General features: G+C 63.0%; 5 protein-coding genes. 4 read left to right on the forward strand and 1 reads right to left on the reverse strand.

The window, feature by feature from the left end; translation table 11 throughout:
• Positions 1 to 129 precede the first annotated feature (129 nt).
• The 4 genes from LG3211_RS16765 to LG3211_RS25855 all read left to right on the forward strand — a co-directional run bounded on the left by LG3211_RS16765 (position 130) and on the right by LG3211_RS25855 (position 17,226).
• A complete protein-coding gene (locus LG3211_RS16765) occupies positions 130 to 14,871 on the forward strand; it encodes a putative Ig domain-containing protein (protein ID WP_083512610.1) in 14,742 nt (4,913 codons plus the stop codon).
• 3 nt (positions 14,872 to 14,874) lie between these two features.
• Positions 14,875 to 15,219, forward strand: coding sequence for a hypothetical protein (locus LG3211_RS25850; RefSeq protein WP_148648972.1), 345 nt, complete (start codon positions 14,875 to 14,877; stop codon positions 15,217 to 15,219).
• Between the two features lie 239 nt (positions 15,220 to 15,458).
• Positions 15,459 to 16,567, forward strand: a protein-coding gene (locus LG3211_RS25000; RefSeq protein ID WP_148648973.1) for an IS3 family transposase whose coding sequence is annotated in 2 segments (ribosomal slippage) — positions 15,459 to 15,720 and positions 15,720 to 16,567 — 1,110 coding nt in all. Because the reading frame shifts where the segments join, the coding sequence is not laid out codon by codon here.
• Positions 16,568 to 16,887: 320 nt separating this feature from the next.
• Positions 16,888 to 17,226 carry a hypothetical protein gene (locus LG3211_RS25855; RefSeq protein ID WP_148648974.1) on the forward strand — a complete coding sequence of 113 codons (339 nt, stop codon included), beginning with the start codon at positions 16,888 to 16,890 and terminating at the stop codon, positions 17,224 to 17,226.
• 57 nt (positions 17,227 to 17,283) lie between these two features.
• Here LG3211_RS25855 and LG3211_RS16780 read toward each other — a convergent pair whose 3' ends face one another.
• Positions 17,284 to 21,111 carry an OmpA family protein gene (locus LG3211_RS16780; RefSeq protein ID WP_148648975.1) on the reverse strand — a complete coding sequence of 1,276 codons (3,828 nt, stop codon included), beginning with the start codon at positions 21,109 to 21,111 and terminating at the stop codon, positions 17,284 to 17,286.
• Positions 21,112 to 21,113 lie beyond the last annotated feature (2 nt).

A 21,113-nucleotide genomic window follows, 5' to 3' on the forward strand; every position in this document is an offset into this window, starting at 1 on the left:
CGGTTTTACATGCCTCAAATACTGAATGCCGAATAAATCATAAAAATACAGTCCTAAATAAATTTTCGAAACCCCAGAGAAGTAGTTAGAGACCGCCACTGGCGCGGTGCTGTATTTGGGGAATTCGCGATGACGGGAATCGTTTCAGGAAGCGGTCTGGGCTTGTTCAACGGCTCGATGAGCCAGCTCGGGATGGGTTTGGGCGGCAACGCCCAGATCAATCAGGGGCGCAATACCCAGCACGTCAACATCGCCACCGGCAACCTGATATTGCGCAGTCAGGACGAGCAGCTCCTGTTCCGCGGCACGACCCTGGCCGCGGTGCGCACCTACAACAGCCTGGGCCAGTTGTCGCAGGTCGGCGGCGATGCCTGGATCACCGGCTTCGAGCGGCGCGTCGAACTGCTCTCGGGCAGCCTGAATGTGGCTGGCAGCGTCATGCGCCGCCACGTCGGCGACGGGTCCTATCAGGACTTCGTCTACGTGAGCGCCAATGTCTACCGCTCGGTGACCGGCGACGGCGCGCACGACACGCTTACCTGGAATGGGACCAGCAGCGTCTGGACCTGGGTCGAGGGCAGCTCCCGGCGCGAGGAACTGTACGCCAACCACGCCGATGCGACATTGAAGGGCCGGCTGACGCGCATTCGCGAACTGAAGTCCGACGGCGCATCGCAGACCACCTGGAACGTTCTCTACGACTCCGGCAACCGTGTCAGCGAAGTCCAGGCGGTCGAAGGCGGCCCGCAGGAAGCGTTGTTATTCGGTTATGACGCCAACGGCCGGCTGAGCACGCTGTCCACGCGCATCAACGGCGTCGTCAATGAGCAGGTTAGCTATGGCTACGATGCCGCCGGCCGATTGAGTTCGGTACTGGTCGATCTGACGCCTGCCGACGCGGCCGGCGATCGCGACAGTTGGGACGCCGGTACGGCTTCCAACAACGATGGCTACCGCTTCCAGACCGTCTATACCTATGTCGATGCGAGCAGCCTGCGTCTGAGTCAAGTTCGCCAGAGCGACGGCACTATCGTCAGCTATACCTACGACGCCCAGGGCCGCGTTAAGACGCTGACCCGCGGCGACACCAACACCAACGATGCGGACGGACAGGGCCAGACCCTGACGTTCACCTACGACGACGCCAATCGCAGCACCGAGGTCGCCGATTCGACCGGTCGGTCCTACATCTATGTGTACGACGCGGCCGGACAGATCACCGAGGTCCGCTCCCCGGCGAGTTCGGGCTTGCGCGACCTGACTCAATATTCCTACGACAGCGACGGCAATATCACCCGCGTCAAGACACTGCGCGGCGGCACGACGCTCAGCGAGAGCGTCTACCAGTACGACACCTCGGGCAATGTTCTGTGGCAGTGGCAGACGGTCGATCCTGCAATCGGCACCGCGGCCACGGCGGTCCAACGGACTTACACCGCCAATAACCAGCTGGCCAGCGAAACCATTTACAGCGGCCTGGACGCGGACCGTGAACTCGGCGCGCAATCCCCAACCGCGGGTGCGACCACCTCTTATCTGTACGACGCGCAGGACCGCGTCCGCTTCGTCGTCGATGCGCTCGGTGCTGTGCGCGAATACGAATACGAGACCGTTGGCGCCGGTGCCGGCCAGGTCGCGAAATCTAGGCAATATCTCGCCGCGAGCTATGCCGGCGCCATGACCCTGGCCGCGTTGGTCGCCTGGGCCACGCCGACACAGCGGGCACAAAGCACGCTGGTATCGTCGGTCTACAACAACAAGGGCCGGCTTTCGGGAACCACGGCGTACGCGCAAGTCGACGCGTCCGGCAACGGTGTGGAAAACGACTCGGCCGAAATCGTCCAATATCTATACGACGCGCAAGGCCTGCTCACACAGCGCCGGGTGATGCGCAGTTCGACCACGGCGGCCAATGACGGTCGGGACGTCACCCAGACCACGACATATCTGTACGACGGCATGGACCGCGTCGTATCGGAGGTCGTCACGGAAAAAGTCGGTAATGGCACCGAAGAGCTGCGGCGCATCACCTCGAAATGGACCTACCAGGACTCCGGCGCCAGCGTAAGGACCGTCATGGAAGGCGGCATCGTCAACGACGGTGCGATCGGCAACGATCTGCTCAGGATCGAAGTACGCAACGCTGCCGGGCAACTGGTCAGCGTCAGTGAATCGGCACTCAGCGGTGGCGGTACCCGCGCGATTTCGAAAAACTACTACGACACCGCCGGCCGTGTCCGTGCAAGCGAAAACGCCGGAGGCGCGCGGACCTATTTCTTCTACGACGAAGAAGGCCAACTGGCCGCGCAGGTGGATGAGGTCGGCGCGGTCGTCGAATATGTCCGCGACAACCTGGGCCGGATCGTTCAAACCAAATCGTATGCAACGCTGGTGAATACCAGCGCCTGGGTGGCATCAGGCGCGGTGGTACCGGCCACGGTCGCGGCGATACGGCCGGCCATTTCGGCGGACGATCGCGTGACGACCCGCAGCTACGACGCCTTGGGCCGTTTGCTCAGCGAAAAATCCGGCACGGACGGTGCGACCACGCAATACAGCTACGACGGCGCCGGGCGCTTGTTGCAGGCCAAGGCCCAGGACGCGGCCGGGAATTCACGGGTCGTTCGTTACTTCTACGATATCGAAGGCCGCCAGACCGGCCAGCTCGATGCCGAAGGCTACCTGACCGAATACAGCTACGACCTGCTCGGCCGCCGCATCGCCAGCAAGGCCTATGCGACCGCGACCGCGTCCGCACAACGAGCCGACGGCACGCTTGCGCAACTGCGCCCGGCCACGGCAGCGGACGACCAGCTGACGCGCTGGTTCTACGACGGCCGCAACAACATCGTCGGCCAGCTCGATGCCGAAGGTTATCTTACCGAGTACGTCTTCGACGAAGCGCGCAACGAACGCGGCGTGCTGGCCTACGCCAATCAGCTCACCGGTCTGACCGGCTCGGAAACGCTCACCAGCCTGCACAACACCGCCGTTGCCGGAGCCGTGCGCGAAACGCGTCGCAGCTACGACAGCCTCGGCCAGCTGACCACGCAGAAGAACGCCGAAGGCACCGTCACCCGCTATACCTACGATGCGCAGGGCCGCCTGCTTCGCACCGAAGCGGCCGCCGACACCAGCGAAGTACGGGAAAATCGCCTGCGCTACAACGTCTTCGGCGAACTGATCGGCGAGTTGAGCGGCGAAGGCGCGACCAACCTGACCGCCGGCATGACCGAAGCCCAGCTCGATGCCGTCTACAGCCAGTACGGCGTCACTCACAGCTATAACAGCCTCGGCGAGCGTATCGAAAGCATCGACGCCGCCGGCAACAAGACCTGGTACTTCTACGACACCGCCGGCCGGTCCACCTATGTGGTCAAGGGCGTAGCCAACGCCAGCGGTGTGGCCAACAGTCAGGGCGAGGTCCTGGAGACCCGTTACGACGCTTTCGGCGAAGTGCGCGACACCACCGCCTACACCGGCCGCATCGCCCTGGCCACCGCCGGCAGCCGCGACAGCGCGGCCAGCGCGATCGCCGCCCTGACCTACCTCGCCGCCAGCGACAGCCGCCGCAGCTACACCTATACCCAGCGCGGCCAGCTCGCCACCGTCACCGAGGCCGAAGGGCAACTGCGCCAGTACACGTACAACGCGTTCGCCGAGCGCATCCGCGAAGCGATCCTCAACCCCGGTGCGGCCTCCACGGTGGAGACCGACTACGACCGTCGCGGCCTGGCCATCGCTCACCGCGAAGGCGTCGGCACCCCGCTGGCCCGCTCGACCAGCGCAACCTACGACGCCTTCGGCCGGATCGTGCGAGCCACCGATGCGCGCGGCGTGCCCACGCTCTACAGCTACGACCGCCTCGGTCGCCAGTTGACCTCGCGCCAGACCGTGCTCAATCGCGAACAAGTCACGACCACGGCTTACGACGCCTACGGCCGCGTGCTCAGCGTCACCGACGCGTTAGGCCGCGCCACCACCAGCGTCTACGACACCACCAATCGCACCACCACGGTCACCACACCGGAGGGCGTGGCGGTCAAGACCAGCTATGACCGCCACGGCCAGCGGATCAAGGTGACCGCGCCGCTACCAGGCGGTACGTTCGCCGAGACGACCTACGTCTACGATCGCGACGGTCACCTGATCTCCAGCACCGATCCGGTGGGTCGCACCGCTGGTAACGAGTACGACACGCGCGGCTTGCTGGCCGCCACTGTCGACGGCAGCGGACGCCGGGTGGAACTGCGCTACGACGCCGCCGGCCGACTGCTGCAGCGAATCGAGGACCCCGCCGGACTGGCGCTGACCACGGCCTATCGCTACGACGGCCAGGGTCGCCAGACCGAAACCGTCGACGCCAGCGGTCGCGTCATCGCCTACACGTATGATCGCGAAGGCCGGCTGGTCCAGACCGCGCAGGATCCGACCGGGCTGAACCTGCGAACCACCTACAGCTACGACGCCCAGGGTCGGCAGATCCGCATGACCGAGGGCGCCGGCACCGCCGCAGCGCGCACCGTGCAGTACGACTACGACGCCCTCGGCCGGCGCGTCGCGGAGCGGGTGGACCCGGACGGGCTGAATCTGGTTACCGCCTATGCCTACGACGCCGAAGACAATCTGATCCGGCATACCGACGGCACCGGCAATGTCACGCGGTTCTATTACGACCAAGCCGGGCAGTTGATGTACACGGTCGATCCGCTCGGGGTGATGAAGCGCAACTGGTACGACCAGGTTGGACGAGTGGTAGCCAGCCGCACTTTCATCGTCGCCACCAACGCCTCCACGTTGACCGACACCACCACCATCGTCGAGCTGGATGCGCGGATCAACTGGAATGCGCTCGATCCGGCGAACTACACGGTCTACGACCGCGACGGACGCATTGCACTGGTGCTCACCGGGATGGGCACGGTGCAGGAATACGTGTACGACGCCGCCGGCCGGGTCTCGGCGATCCGCGATTACGCCGCGCTGTGGCCGGACTTCAGTCAGGCCCGGGTCGGCAAGATGTTCGCCGGCACGGCACTGCCGGGCGAATTCGATCTTGCGCCGCTGCGCAACGACGCCGCCGACCGGATCACCTATCAGGTCTACACCGCCGCCGGCGAACTGCGCACCACGGTCGACAATGCCGGCACCGTGATTTCCTACGTCTACGACCGCGCCGGGCGCATGGTCGTGCACAAGCGCTACACGCATGCGGCTCAGTTCAATCCGACGATCCGCGCCAAGCTGATCGCGGGCACCGCATCGCCGCAGGACGTCGTCGACGTCACCGTTGTCGACAACGCCACCGACCAGGTGACCTATACCAGCTATGACGGTGCTGGCCGCGCCCGTTACGCGGTCGACGCCAACGGCAGCGTCGTGGAAACCTTGTACGACGCCGCCGGCCGCGTCGCCGGAACCCGCGCCTATGTCGTCCCCGTCGTTTTCGACGCGCCGTTCAAGCCACAGCTGATCGCCGGAGACACCGCCGCCTTCATCACCCTCCGCGACCGTCTCGCCGCGACCGCCGATGACGCTCGAGACTTGCGTGAATACCGTGTCTACGACAGCGCTGGCCGCCTCGCGGCCGTCGTCGACGCTGCCGGTTACGTCGCCGTGCGTACCTACGATGCCGCCGGGCATCTCGTCCAGGAACGTCATCGCAGCCAAACCGCAACGATCTCCGCCACGCTACGAGCCAAGCTGACCGCGGGGACGGCCAGCTATGCCGAGCTCGCCGCGGTCACACCGCAGAACGAGATTACCGACACGCTAACCCGGCGCGCCTACGATGCTGCAGGCCGCGAGCGCTTTACCCTGACCCAGACCGGCCTTGTCCAAAGCGGCGTAGGCCTTTACACGGTTGACGAGCGGCGCTACGACGGCGCGAACCGAGTTGTCCTGACCACGCGCTACGGCAGCCCGGTCGCCTTCGGCGCCGGCGCCACGGTCGACGACGTCAACGCCGCCTTGACCCTGGGCGGCCTGTTCGCGCCCGACCGCAATCGCCAGACCCGCTACGTCTACGACTCCGCGGGCCGCCTGCGCTTCAGCGTCGACGATCTCGGCGCAGTCGCCGAACAGCGTTATGACGGTGCCGGACGCGTTGCCGAATCGCGCCAATACGGCGCCTACATTCCCGTCGACACCGTGATGACCGAAGCCGCGGTGGCGGCCGTTGTCGCTGGTATCGCCGATGTGCGCAAGACCACCACCACCTACGACGCCATGGGCCGCACGCTCACCGTCACGGACTCGCTCAACCAGGTCCGCCGCTACAGCTACGACAATCTCGGCCAGTTGCGCAGCCATACCAACGCCAACGGCCACGTCTGGAACTACGACTACGATCTCGCTGGCCGCCGCGTCGCCGAGTTCAGCCCCGAAGTCAGCATTGGCAGCGCCGACGCCGCCGGCGCGCAGAGCGTGCGCACCGTCCGCATCGTCACCCGCACCGCCTACGACGCGCTCGGCAACGTGCTCAGCCGGACCGAGAACGCCGACACCGCGCAGTCGCGCGTCACCCGTTACGTCTACGACAACCGCGGCCATCAGATTCGTACCATCTTTCCCGATGCCGGACGCATCGATCCGACCACCGACCAGTTGGTCGCCACGGGCGCGCAGCCGACCCTGGAGGTGAGCTACGACGCGCTCGGCCGCGCCGTGGTGCAGAAGGACACCCGCGGTTATTACAGCTACAAGGTCTATGACGGCTTGGGCCAACTCGCGTTCGAGATCGACCAGGAAGGCTACGTCACCGGCTACACCCATGATGGCTTCGGCCAACAGACCCAACTGCGCCGCTATGCGCAGCGCTTTAACGTCGCCGCGCTGTCGGGCTGGAGCGAGGGCCAACCGATCTCGCTGGCGCAGGCGCAGGCTGCGTCCGCCACGTCCGCGACCGACCGCATCCTGACCACTCGCTACGATCAGCGCGGCCTGACGATCCAGGTCGAGCAATCGCAAGTCGCGTATTACACCTCGGCCGGCGCCGCCGCCACCGGTACGCCGACCGTGCGCATGGCTTACGACGCTTACGGTCAGAAGGTGAGGGAATCGACCCTGCTGGAAGGCACCGCCGGCGGCTCCGACGCGCGCTGGGCCGATGCCTATCTCTACTACGACGCGGTCGGCCGCAAGACCATGAGCGTGGACGCGGAAGGCTACGTCACTCGGGTGAGTTACAACGCCAACGGCGAAGCCGTGGAGTGCATCGAATACGCCAAGGCGATTTTCACCGGCAACCTCACTACCGACGCCGCGCCTGCCGCGCCGATCGCCGGTGACGCGATCAGCGGCTATGACCGCCTCACCCGCTGGAGCTACGACGCCATCGGCCGCAAGACCAGCGAAACTTCGGTGCGCCACTTCCAGCGCATCGATGGCAGCAACGGTGTACGCGACGTCGCGCGTCAATTGCGCTACGACGGCGAAGACCGCGTCACCCAGATCATCGACGATACCGGCACACTCACCACGGCCTACGACGCGCTCGGCCGCGTCACCAGCGTCACCGAGCCGAACCGGCGCGTGATCAACGACGGCACGTTCGGCCTGCTGACCGATTCTGCCGGACGTGACCTCTTCCTCGATTACATGTACGAAAGCGCCTCGCCCTACACCGAGATGCGCTACGACGCCTTCGGCAACCTGCTGCTGACCCGCAAGTACGCCACCGGCAAGCGCGCCGATGGCACGGTGACCGCGCACGCCAAGGACCAACTTGAGTACGTCCGCTACGACTGGCAAGGCCGTGCGGTCGCGGTCGGCGCGGCCAACGGCGATACGCGCTACAGCGAGTACGACGCAGCCGATCACGTGGTGCGTCAGCGCAGCGCCTTCACCAGTACCCAGCCTGGGCTCAGCGGCACCACCTACACCGACTACGTCTACGACAAGGCGGGACGGCAGACACAAACGCAAAAATACCGGGTACTGCAGGCCTGGTCCGCCATCGACCAACAACAGACGGTCGAGTACAACGCCTTCGGCGAGATCGTGCGCAAGACTCACGGCTTGCTGCAAGGCAGCCTCGACTACGTCTACGACTCGGCCGGCCGCCTGATCCGCTCGAACGAGAATTTCGGCGCCCGCAATTTCGGCTACAACCTCGCCGGCCACCAAGTCCGCGAGCAACATGTCGCGGCCACCAGCGACGGGCAACGCGTGGACGCGGTGACCTGGAACGCTACTGATCGACTGGGCCGCATCACCCTCACCCGCCAACCCTCGCACACCACCGACCCCAACCTCAGTTCCGCGATCCAGCAGTATCGCGACCGCTGGGGCAACGTGATCGAGGCGGTCGACGCACGTGGCTACCGCACCAACTATCGCTACAACGAACTCAACCAGGTCGTCCGCGACGAGCGTCCGCTGGTGGCCGTGGTCGGCGAAAACGGTACAATCACCTGGTTGCGTCCAGTCAACGAGTGGTATTACGACGCACTAGGCCGCCTGATCGGCACCCGCGACGCCAACGGCAACCTGCGCATGCAGGAATACGATGCCGTGGGCCAGCAGGTGCGCAGCACCGACGGGCTCGGGTCCACCACGCTGTACGCCTACGACGCGCTCGGCCAGCAGCGCATCGTGCAAAATCCGGCAGGCTATCTCACCTACAACGACTACGATCAGCTCGGTCGGCTGATCGAAACCGGCGACCTGCTGCCCACCGCCAGCGGCACGCGCAGCCGCAATCGACTGCAGAGCTACGTATTGAACCAGAACGGCGACCGCATCAAGGTCACCGACGCGCTCGGCAATTCCACCTATTACGACTACAGCAGTACTCATCAGATCGGACGTGTACGAACCGCAACCGGACTGGTAACCAATTACGGCTACGACGTCATGGGCCGCAAGATCGCCGAGAACTACGGTTCCGTCGGCGCCGCGGTCCAGGACCGCGACGGCGAGACCGTGCGTCTGGACGAACTGACCTGGGACTACGACGTCTATGGTCGCTTGCTCGACCATAACAATCTCGGCGGGCGCGACTGGAACTATGAATACGTCGACACCACCGGCCAACTCTCCGCGGAGACCCAGGTCGGTAATTCGATACCCGCCGGCGCGCGCTACTACACCTACTATCCCAGCGGACGGATCAAGGCGATCTATGAAAACGGCCCGAATCCGACTTACCGCTACGAGTACGACGCCGCCGGCAACCGCACACTGGAAGAGGTCGATACCGTCGATGGCGGCGGCCAAGCGGTGCATACCATCACTCGTTCCTGGTACGACAGCAACAACCGTGTCTCGCGCGTCGTCCAGGACGATCTGGCCGTAAACAAGCGCATCTTCGACCTGAGCTACACCTACGACGCGGTCGGCAACCGCCGCAGCGTCTCGGCCACGGCCAGCTACGGACCGGACGCGCCGGGCATTCCGAACTCGAACTCGGCGCCCCAGGCGCTGCTCACCCCGGCGGACCGCGCGGTCCGTCGCGGCATGAGCTCTCAATTCTCACTGCTCTTCAGCGACCTGTTCCGCGACGCCGAACAAGACCCGCTGACTCTGCAGATCTCACTCGAAAACGAGCAGCCGCTACCGTCATGGCTGAGCGTGCAGCGCGACCCGGCTACCGGCTGGATCTCGTTCACCGCCAATCCGCCGGCTAACGCCTCCGATCAGGATCTGCGGATCGAACTGATCGCGTCGGAGACCAATGCGTCCACACAGAGCGCATCCATCGTCTTCAACCTCTATCTGCGCGACAACGTCGCGCCACGTCGCTACAACGACAATGTCGAAACCCTGAAAGTCAAGACCGGCGACAGCTGGAACAAGGATCTGCTCGCAACCGACTTTTTCTACGACCTCGATGTCGGCGACCGCCTGCGCCTGAGCCTGGACAACCCCGCGCAACTGCCGTCGTGGCTGAACTGGGACCAGAGCGCCCAGGCCGTCTTGCGCTTAAGCGGCACCGCACCGACCGGCACGTACACCTTCCAGGTCCGCGCTACCGACGATAAGGGACAATCGGAGGTCAAGACGATCCAGATCGTGGTGGCGCCGAATAATGCGCCGACCGGACCGGGAACCTTGCCGTCAGCGTATTTGCTGACCGATCGCGATCTGACTTGGTCGGTGCCGTTGTCGCAGGCCTTCGTCGACGCCGACGGCGACCGCCTCAGCCTGTCCGCGACCGGTCTGCCGGCCTGGATGGTTTTCCAGCGCACCACCGTGCTGGGCCAACCGTATCTGAGCCTGTCCGGCCGGCCACCGGAAGGCACGCCCGTCGGTCAGATCTACACCATCGTCTTCACTGCCACCGACACCAATGGCGCCAGTCGCAACACGACGCTGAGCCTGACTACGCGCCAAGTCAACCAGCGTCCGCAACCGCCCTCGGCGATGCCGGCATTGCCACCGGCGGTGATCGGCAGCAGTGGCTACTGGTACCAATTGCCCGCTTTCACCGACGCGGACGGGGATACGCTCAGCTATCGCCTGAGCCAGCTGCCGCCCGGCCTGAGCTTCAACTCCGCCACACGCGTGATTACCGGCAACCCGACCGTCGCCGGCACCTATCCTGTCACCTACTACGCCGACGACGGACTGGGCGGCGTCGGTCAGGTCAGCCTGCAGATCTGGGTGCGCCCCAACAGCGCACCGGAACCGACCGTCATTCCGAATCAGAACGCGATGGTTTCGGTCGGCTGGAGCTATCAGCTGCCGGAACGCTACGATGCCGAATACGACGAGGTGAAGTACTCATTCACCGGCCTGCCGCCCGGCGTGACCTATGATCCCAACACCCGCGTGGTCAGCGGCGCACCTACTGTTGCGGGCAGTTACACCGTCACCCTGTATTCGAGCGATATCTACGGGGGCGTCTCCAGTTCCCAGTTCATCATCGACGTGGCTCCCCGTCCGACGCATAACCTTGCGCCGTACATCAATCGCCAGGCGCCCAACGCCCAGTGGAACGTCCTGATCGAATATCCCTACACTGTTCAGCGCTACATCGCCGCCGCCGATACTTTCCGCGATCCAGACGGGGATGCGCTTTCCTACCGACTGATCACTCCGACCGACTGGACCCACTACATCGACGGCAACGGCCAGCACATCATCGAAGCTAGGCCGGCGACCAGCAATGTCGGCTGGACCGACACATACACCGTCGTCATCCGTGCCACCGACAGCAAGGGCGCCTATGTCGACATGACGTTCTATGTCGACGTCACCACCATCACTAACAATCCAGGCGACCCAGGCAACCCGCAGGATCCGACCAGCCTTCCCGGTGATGGGGTGCTGCTGTTCGACATGGCTGCTGAGTCGTCCCCAGCGGCGGTCGCCTCAACAGCCAGCGTTCCCGCCCTTGGCCCAACCCAGCATAAGACCTACTGGTACACCTACGACGCCGAAAACCGCATCAAGATCAACAACGGCACGCTCTCCGGTGGCGGCATCGCCCTGCAGCCGATGGGAGAGAATTCGTACGAAATCACTTACGACGCAGCCGGCAACGTCGTGGCGCGCGCCGGCCTGCAACCGGATCCGACGACCAGCAGCGACAGCGGCATCCTGCAAACGGTGATCGAACGCTCCAGTTACGACCTGCGCGGCAACCGCACCGAGGAGTTCTACGAGCAAATCATCCGTGGCGGTGAGATCGTATCGAACGGCGGCTTGCGCAAACGCATGACTTACGACGCCAACAACCGCCTCACCGATTCGCGCAGCTACTTCGGCAGCGATGCGGTGCATCAAGAGCGCCTGCCGGATGGCGAAGTTCGCTTCCACGAGTACGGCGGCTGGCTGTACGCCGCCGAGAACTACAGCTACGACATCGATGGCCGCCTGCTCTTGCAGCACGCCTGGGAACGTGCCGGTTCCGCCGGCGACAGCAATTGGGTGATCGCAGCGGCCGCCGACAACGCAGGCAACCGGCAAAGCAACGATATCGGTGTGCTGGGGTGGCGCGGCAGCACCCATTACGTCGCCACCCTTGGAGATGCCACTGCCACCGGCCACGACTCCCTCGGCCGCCTGACGACCTACAAGGTCTACGGCGTGGCACCCGACGGCCGCCAATACATTCACACCTACACCAACACCTACCAAGGCTGGGAGAACTACCAACTCGCCTCCACCAGCGGTACCAGCGACCACAGCAGCTTCAAGCCCACCACCAACACCCTTAGCTACGACGCTCTCGGCCGCTTGCTCGCCCAGCGCGAGCACACCACCTTGCGCAGCGGCGGCACGGACGACCGCATGCGTTACTACGCCTATAATGCCGACGGCTCAGTGATGCAACGGCGCGAAGGCCGCATCAACGACAGCGGCCAATTCGTCCAGGACGAACCCCTCGGCCCGGGTAACTACCGCCTGATCCATGCCGGCGGCGTGCAACAGGCCGAGCTGCGCCAAGGTACCCGCATCCAAAAGTCCGACGGCAGCTTCGCCTACACCAACCAGTTTGTGAGCCTCAACGGCATCGGCGGCTACGAAGCCGGCAACGCCGGCAAGGTCATGCCCCTGGCCGGCGAAACCTTGCGCGGACTGGCGCAGCGGGTCTATGGCAGCGAACTGATGTGGTACCTGATCGCCGAGGCCAACGGCTTGAGCGATCCCAATAAGGAACTGATTCCCGGGCTGGGGCTGACCGTACCGCGGGCAGTGGTCAGCCAGAACAATGCTTCGACGTTCAAGCCGTACGACCCTGGCGAAGCAATCGGATCCACGACTCCGAACCTGCCCTATATCGCTCCGCCGCCGAAGGATGGGTGCGGTGGCTTCGCGATCGTCATGATGGTCATTGTCGCTGTCGCGGTGACTGTGGCGACGTGGGGCACGATGACGGCCCAAACGGTCGGCGCCATGAGTGCCGCGACCAGCGCCACGGCCGCGAGCGCAGCCACATTGGGAGCAGTCGGAACGAGCGCGGCCATCACCGCGACAGCGGCGCTAGCCCCCAGTTTGGGCACCGCGGTGCTGGCCGGCGCAGCCGCAAGCGCCGCGGGAAGCATTGCGGGACAGGCCGTCGGCAGCATGATGGGAGCCACTAGCTTCAGCTGGCGCAATGCCCTGTCTGCCGGCGTTGCGGGCGGCTTGACCGCTGGCGTGGGCAATCTGATGGGAGTAGGCGGCGTGCAATCCGCTCTTGCGCAATCGCCAATGAAAGCGGCGGGGGTGGCTCTGGGAAATGCCGCGGCCGATTACATCGGTCAGAAAGTAGCCGGCATCGATCATGGCTTCAGCTGGCGCGCCATCGCCGCAAGTGCCGTGGCTCAATATGCTTCCGCAGGCATCAGCGCCGCGATCGGGCAGCCTGCGTCCCAATCGTTCGGCGGCACCGGCTCGCTGCTGGGAGATTTTTCCGACAGCATGATCGGCGGCATCGTTGGGCTTCATACTCGCCGAACTTTCGGGTTCAATGATGATATCGACTACAAGCGGATGGCGCTTGATGCATTTGGTAATGCGTTGGGCAACGCGGCAGTTGCCGGAATCCAGAGCCGGCAGGCGGATCGCGCGGCAGAGCGCCAGGCCGAGTTGGATGCTGGGCTGAAGCGGAGCATGGAGACCACGCAAGTCAAGCTGGATGCGCGCACTGCGGAGTTGATGGATGAGATTGATGCCAAGCTTATGCGGGGCATGGAGAAGAAGACCGAGCAGATACTGGGTGCGGCGCTGGCTAGAGGCCAAGCGCGCATCGATCGAAGCTTCGATCGAAAGTTTGCCGCGGCACAGGCGCGAGCGCGTGCTATGGCAGAAGAAGCCAAGTTAGCAAAGTTGCTGGAAGGATCGCGCTACTCCGGATTGAGCGGCAGAGACCTGGATGATGCACTCGCCGCAGGAAAACAGCATCGAACCGCGGTGGCTCAGTCTGCGGCATTGCGGGCAACATACGGGAAAACAAACGCGGCCGACATCGGCAGCACCAAAGGCCTGACCGCGTGGGAGAGTTTCACCACATTCCCAGTGGAGAATATGAGCGAATGGCTGGCGACTGGCTCTCAATGGCTGTCAGATGTCGCAAACACCATGCGCGGGAAGAATCCTGCCACCGACGCGCTATGGTCGAATAACGTGAATCAAAGAGCTCCGCTCGATTATGCGGATGCGAACGTCCTGTCGGGACATGCACTGGCTATCGTGGCCGATGCGGTGGCTGGAACGCTGTCCTTCGCCAGGACAACATTCGATGAGGACGCACGATATGAGTATGCCGGCAATCTATTCAGCTTCCCTGGAGAGGCGAAGCAGTGGTGGAACACATCGAGCGGCATGGAGAAGTTTGATGCAGTCTACAATGGGGTTGTTGGAGCGGCGATGCCTGCGGGGGCGGCTGGTCGGCTGATACCTGATGTTGCAAACAGCGGAAACGCAGCGAGACTATCATTCGGCGAGTTAAGGGCTCTCAAGACAGCCGGTCTTTCTCGCGCCGAAATTGCGCGTCATATCGAACTGAATGGAGACGTCTATCTCTTCCGAGGCACATCGGAAGGATGGGTTGGTTCGCCGGGTGCCCAGGCGACGGCTGTCTCTGCTTCTGTAGATCCATACGTAGCCACGGTGTTCGGCTTGGAGGCGAGAGCTCAAGGTGGGCGAGCAGTTCTTCAGTTTGGCAGCAGGTCAGAAGTAGGCACGTTCACCAGAGGCAATTGGTTCGCGGTGCAAGAACGCGAGGTTGGTGTCCTGACCAATGCAGTGGGATTTGCTGAAAGAGCGCCGTACAATTTCCCTGTAGATCGTGCGAGGGCGATTTTGGATGATATGGGGCTGCCTTCTTTGCCCCGTGTTATTCGCACCCCAGATGATCGCAGAATGTTTCTTGATGCTGCGCCGAAAATGACACCAGAGCAGACTGCAGAGTTCTTGCGTCGAACCAGGAATGGGGGCTGATTTATGAATTTAGAAGCAGAGTTTTTCGTCGAAGAGGTCATGAAAGATAGGTCAGGCCGGCCTGTCTATGTTGGAGTTCCTAATCAAGGGCGTGGCGTTCGTGTGGGAGATAAATTCATCCTGCGATATGAAGTGCCACGCACACTGGACGATGCGCTTAATGACCGCCCTAGAGCAGAACCCGTAAATCAGCGAAGTGTGGCGCTGACAGTTACGGCAATTGATTCGATGAGGAAGTTAATTCAAGAGTTGCCCTTGGGAGTGACTGGGGCTCTGTACCTTGAGGGTGACGGAATCGAGCATGTAGGCAAGAGAACTTTTCTGAAAACATCAGACTCGATCTCATAACGAAGACCGGGATACCCACTTTCTTCTAGTGGCTAAAAAGCACCCCAACGCCCAGCACCGCCGGATGTTGTCGGTTGAGCGCGTCGATGTCAGTGTACTGTCCGCTGGCCGAATGGCCTTCCCCCTTCGAATTTCCGCTCTTTTTTTTTGCGCGAGCCCCCTCGGATTGTCACCTCCCCGTAAACTCACTCCAGCAATAACTAGAGGTCTCCAGGCAAAATAGCCCAAAGGAGACTGAAATGCGCAAGAGCAAGTTCACTGAGAGCCAGATCGTCACGGCGCTGAAGCAGGTCGAAGGCGGGCGCCAAGTCAAGGATGTCTGCCGCGAGTTGGGCATTTCCGAAGCAACGTACTACGTGTGGAAGTCCAAGTACGGCGGGATGGAAGCGGCGGATGTGCAACGGCTGCGGGATCTGGAAGCCGAGCACAACAAGCTCAAACGTATGTACGCCGAGCTGGCGATGGAAAACCATGCCTTGAAGGATGTCATCGCAAAAAAGCTCTAGCCTCGGGGCATAAGCGCCCGCTGGCCGCGTGGTTGATGGAGCACCACGGTTGGAGCGAGCGCCGGGCTTGTACGGCGACTGGCCTGTCGCGATCGACGGTGCGTTATCGAAAGCGCCCGGATCGCGACGAGCAGGTCATTGCGTTGTTGGCGGAGTTGGCTGAGCGGTTCCCGGAGCGCGGATTCGACAAGCTGTTCCAGTTGATCCGGCGCCGAGGGCAGCCTTGGAACCACAAGCGGGTGTGGCGGGTGTATTGCCTGATGCAACTTAATCACCGACGTAGCGGCAAGAAACGACTGCCTAACCGGCATCCTTTGCCGCTGGTAGCCGGCGAGCAGATCAACGGCAGTTGGTCGATCGACTTCATGTCCGACGCACTGTGGGATGGCCGCCGCTTTCGCACCTTCAACGTCATCGACGATTTCAGTCGCGAAGCCTTGGCGATCGAAGTCGATCTGAATCTGCCGGCTACCCGAGTCATCCGCACCCTGGAACGCATTGGCGCCTGGCGCGGTTATCCCCGCAAGTTGCGCTTGGACAACGGCCCGGAGTTCATCGCGTTGGCGCTGGCCGAGTGGGCTGAACGCAAAGGCATCACCTTGGACTTCATCGAGCCGGGCCGCCCGATGCAGAACGGTTTTATCGAACGCTTCAACGGCAGCTACCGACGCGGTGTGCTGGACATGCACGTATTTCGAACCCTGAGCGAGGTTCGCGAACACACCGAACAGTGGCTTTGCGACTACAACGGCGAGATTCCCCATGACAGCCTGGGCGGCCTAACACCCGCCGAGTTCCGAGTTCACAACGACCCGGCGACCTCTAGTTTTGGGTGGCACTGATTTATGGGGAGGTGACAGGATCCAATATCAACGACTGTCGAAAACGGCAGTCGCTCTCCGTCTTGGAAATATCAAAGGAGGTATGACTCCGGGCTACAAGACAGAGGTCCGCACGGCCTTGATCAATCAAAAATGTACTCGTGGATATGAAAACAGGCTTTATCACCCAACATCCACAGCTGGCAGACTGATGAGAGTGATCGAGCCTCGCTTAGTCACCCTATCTATTAATTTTGGCCACGAAATACTGATCTCACATGAAGACAAATAGGTACTATCTAATTCGTCCAAAAGTCTCACTCTGACAATTGACATCTAGCATGGATGAGTTGTCGAGCGACATTCTCAATGAAAGCAAACTTTGGGAAAGCCCGGAGGGAGGAAAATCTCCATGGACCTTAAAGGACTATACGGCGAGAGCAAAATTTGCATTCCTCATGCATCTAAAGATTGAGTACCAAGGCGCCCCCGGCATCGATCTCGTGCTATCTACGCGAATTTCCGAAAGACTATTTGACTTATATTGGGATATCGAACCCCTTGAACTAGCGGGCAATGTCAACGAAACGTCAGCCACATTGCGTCAGCGTGAGGATATCGAACTGACTGAAAATGCAAACCTCAATGACTGGCTCACCTCAAGGGTAAATATCCAATAAAAAAGGCGCCGCGAGGGCGCCTTTCTCATTGGGTTGGCGATGTGCTCCGCCAGCCGATCAGTAGTAACCCGCCAAATTCAAGAACCACCCCTTGTTGTCGTACTCCAGATCCGTCAAATCATCGCTGAAGTCGGTGAAGTTGTAGCCGATGCCGACCTTGAAGTTGTCGCCGATCTGACGGTCCACGCCGACCAGCCAACCGCGCTTGTCGCCGCCGTCCTTCACCGCCAGCCAGCGGTATTCGGCCATGGCGTCCCATTTGGCGATCAGGTGGTATCGCACTTGCCCGGCGAGGAAGTCGGCGCGGCTGTCCAGCCACAGGCCGGTGCCGCGGCCGAGGCGGTAGTCGCCCCAGCGGCTGGCGGCCTTGCCGCCCACTTCCCACTTGTCGTCGATGCGGTAGATGCCTTCGAACGACAGCACCTGCGAGCGCTGGTCGTACTGGTTGCCGCCTTCCTGGCCGATGGTGGCCAGATCGTACAAGTAGATGTACTTGCCGAACGCGGCCCAGCGCGAGCTGTCGTGCGGTCGGTAGGCGAAGCCCAGGTTGCCTTCGACGGTCTTGGCGCCGCGGCTGGCGTCGATTTCGTCGTTGATGTCGGAGTAGACGAAGCGCGCGGCGATGCGCCAGTCCTCGTTGATCTTGTAGAACAGGCGGTTGGTGGTGACCCACACTTCGCGACGCTCGGCGCCGCTGTCCTTGCGGTATTCGATCTTGCTCGACCAGTCGGTGCGCGGATCGACGCGGCCGCCGCTGAGGCTGTAGGCGCGGCGATCGACGTGGCCGGTGGACGCTTCCAGATCGCCGTCCATCAAGGTGAAGCCCAGGTTCCAGCCTTCGGCCGGATAGAAGTCCATGCCGAAGGTATGCATGATGCCTTCGCTGGAATCGCGCGGGTCCTTGAGGAACTGGCTCTCGTTGTAGAGGTTGGTCTGGTTGTTCAAGCGCCAGCGCTGGCCGATGGTCCAACCGGTCTGCAGGGCGTTGTCGAACAGCGGATCGCGCTCGGTGTTGTCGGTGCTGAAGGTGTAGGCGCCGTACAGCGTGTGATCGGTGTTGAGGCGATACTCGGCGTCGAGCTTGCCGGCCTGACCGCGGCTGCCGCTGCTGACTTCCGCGCCGACGCTGGAGCGATCGCCGAACAGGTAGCGCGCGCCCAGGGTGAGCAGATCGTTGCGGTCGTACTTGCCGCCGTCGTCATCGACCGTGTATTGCCCGGTCGCGTACAACTCAAGCGTCGAGCCGATGCGGTGACGGTAGCTGAGCGCGAACAGCATCGCGTCGATGTCGGGCGCGGTCGAGGTCGAACTCGCGCCGCGCTCTTCGCGGATGCGGCGCAGTTCGGCGCCGAGCTGGTCGTCGTTGGTGATGCGCCAATCGGCGGTCAGCTGGCTTTGTTCGAGCGACTCGTCGCCGCGTTCGCGACGGGTGTGTCGGCCGAACAGGCTGAAGTTCTCCGTGAAATAGCCGAGGAACTCCGCGCCGTACTCCTGCACCGCTTCGCCGTTGTCGTAGCGCGAGATCGAGAAACCTTCGTCGATGTCGCGCCACCAGGCGCCGACGCTCCAGTCGAGCTCGGTCCAACCCAATTCCTTGAAGTTGGCGCGCGCTTCGACCTTGTCGGCGTCGCCCCTGCGCGCACCGGTGACCGGGTTGATGCGGGTGAAATCGACGCCGCCGTTGGTCGAATACCAGATCGGCGCGGCGGTGGATTCGGTACGCGTCTTCTCCAGTTTCAGGTAGGTGCCGCGTCCGGCCTGCAGGGTCAGGTCCACGCCCTTGAGGCTGTAGTCGTCGCCGCTGCGGTTTTCGTCGATGTAGGTGCCGCCGACCGCGAAGTGATCGCCGAACCATTGCTTGCCGCGGAAACCGGCGCTGACGTCGTCGGTCTGGAAACCGGCCGGGACGTATTCGTAATCGACCAGCAGGCGCTGCGTGTAGCCGTCCAGCGGCGTGTCGCGGGTCAGGGTGCGCACGTTTTCGCGGGTGATCTGCGACAAGGCCCGGGTCAGGATGAGGCGACCCTGCATGTCGTTCATTTCGTAATCGGCGCCGCGCTTGAGGTCCACGCGCGACTCCACCCGGCCGGTGGTGACGTCGCGGATTTCCACCGTGACCTTTTCCGAGCCCGGCAGGACGTCGGTGTGGCGCAGCATGTACACGCTGTTGCCGGTGCCGAGGAACTCGGTGTGGCCGAGCGCGCTCTGCGCTTCGGAGCCGAACAGCTTGAGTTCGCTGCGCGGATCGCCGAGCACGGTGGTGTTGCGGCTGCGCCAGTTCAGCGCCGCGCCGTACAGCGAGCGGTTGTACTGGCCGTATTCGGTGCCGGTGATGCCGGTGTTGAAGTTGCCCCACATCGCCTGGTTCTGATCCCAGTCCACGCGCAGGTACAACTTGCCCTGGGTGTCTACGTCGCGATAGGTGTTGGAATCGTCGCCGTAGACCGGGTAGTACAGGTTCGGATCGAGACGGCGGAAGATGTCCTGCGCATCTGCGTCGAAGAAGCCGTTGAACATGCGCTTGATTTCGTTCTCGCGCGTGTCGGCCTGGGCGGTGATCAGGTACTTGCCCTGCACCTTGCCCTTCAGATAGAACGCCAGACGGCCTTCGCTGATGAAGCTGTCGTCGTAGCGGCCCTGGTCGCCCGCGGCCAGCGGTTCGATGTTGCCGCTGACGTTGTTCTCCGACAGGGTCACGTCCGCCAGCGCTACCAGGAAGCTGTACTTGCCGGTCACGTTGACGTCGAGGTTCTTCTCGATGTCGCCGCCGCCGCGGTTCTTGATCTTCACCGCGTAGGTGTGCGGGCCGACCGGTTCCAGGAACTCGGCCGCGAACTTGCGTTCCAGGTCGATCGGGAAGGTCTGGTCGTTGATCGTCAGCTGGCTGTCGCGCGGAATGTCGCGGCCGTAGATGCGCACGCGCGAGCCGTAGACCGGGATGTTCTGGATGCGGATCGCGTTGGAGCCGTAGATCGAACTGGTGATCGCCACGTCCTGCGCACCGCGATCGTCGATCGGCTGGCCGAGCGTGCGCTGCACTTGTTCGCGCTGGATCTGCACGCCGCGGTCGTACTCTTCCGGCTTCAGCAACTGGATGCGCTGCTGATTGATTTCGTCGAACACGCCGTCCTTGCCGTAGGCGCGGGCGATGTAGATCAGCTCGTCGCCGGCCAACAGGTTGATGTTGGACGGCAGCGTGCCGTCCCACTCCTGCTCGGAGACGTTCTCGACCGGCAGGTCGATCGTCGCCAGCGGCGTCACCAGATCGGTGTCGCTGCCGCGGTAGACGGTCACCGTCAGCTTGTCGATGAACGAGGCGTAGTTGGTATAGCCGTGGAAGCGCACCGGCTTGGTGATGCGGCCGTTCTCGAACGGCGCGGTCGAACCGGCCTGCACGTTGAGCACCGGCGGGCCGAGCGTGGGATCTTCGGTCGCCCAGATCACGCCGCCGTTGGGCAGGTCGATCTGGAACTTGCCGGCGATCTTCGCCGCACCCGGCGCGAGGTTCTCGTGCACCACATCGACGCGGCGATTGGCTTGCAGCGCCGCCGCATCGTCGCCCTGCGCCACCGGCTTCTCTTCGCCGCGGGTTCGCACTCGGAACAGCAGGCCTTCCTCGCTGCGGCATTCGCTGCCTTCGCACTTGGCGCGCGGCACCGGCTGCGTCGCTTCGGTCTGCGGCGCCGGCTTGTCGAGCGAGCTCAGGTCCACCGGGACCGGCGTGGTGCGCCGGCCCAGATCCTGCCTGGGCTGGGCCAGGGTGTCGGGCGCGCGGTTCTGGCTCGGATTATTGACGCCGGTCTTCTGCGCGAGCGCGGGCGTGGCCGCGCCGGCGGAGAGCAAGCCGATCAGGGTCATGTCCAGAAGCTTCATCTTCATCTTCATGG

Origin of the sequence: Lysobacter gummosus, assembly GCF_001442805.1 — a bacterium.
GTDB classification, from domain to species: Bacteria; Pseudomonadota; Gammaproteobacteria; order Xanthomonadales; family Xanthomonadaceae; genus Lysobacter; species Lysobacter gummosus.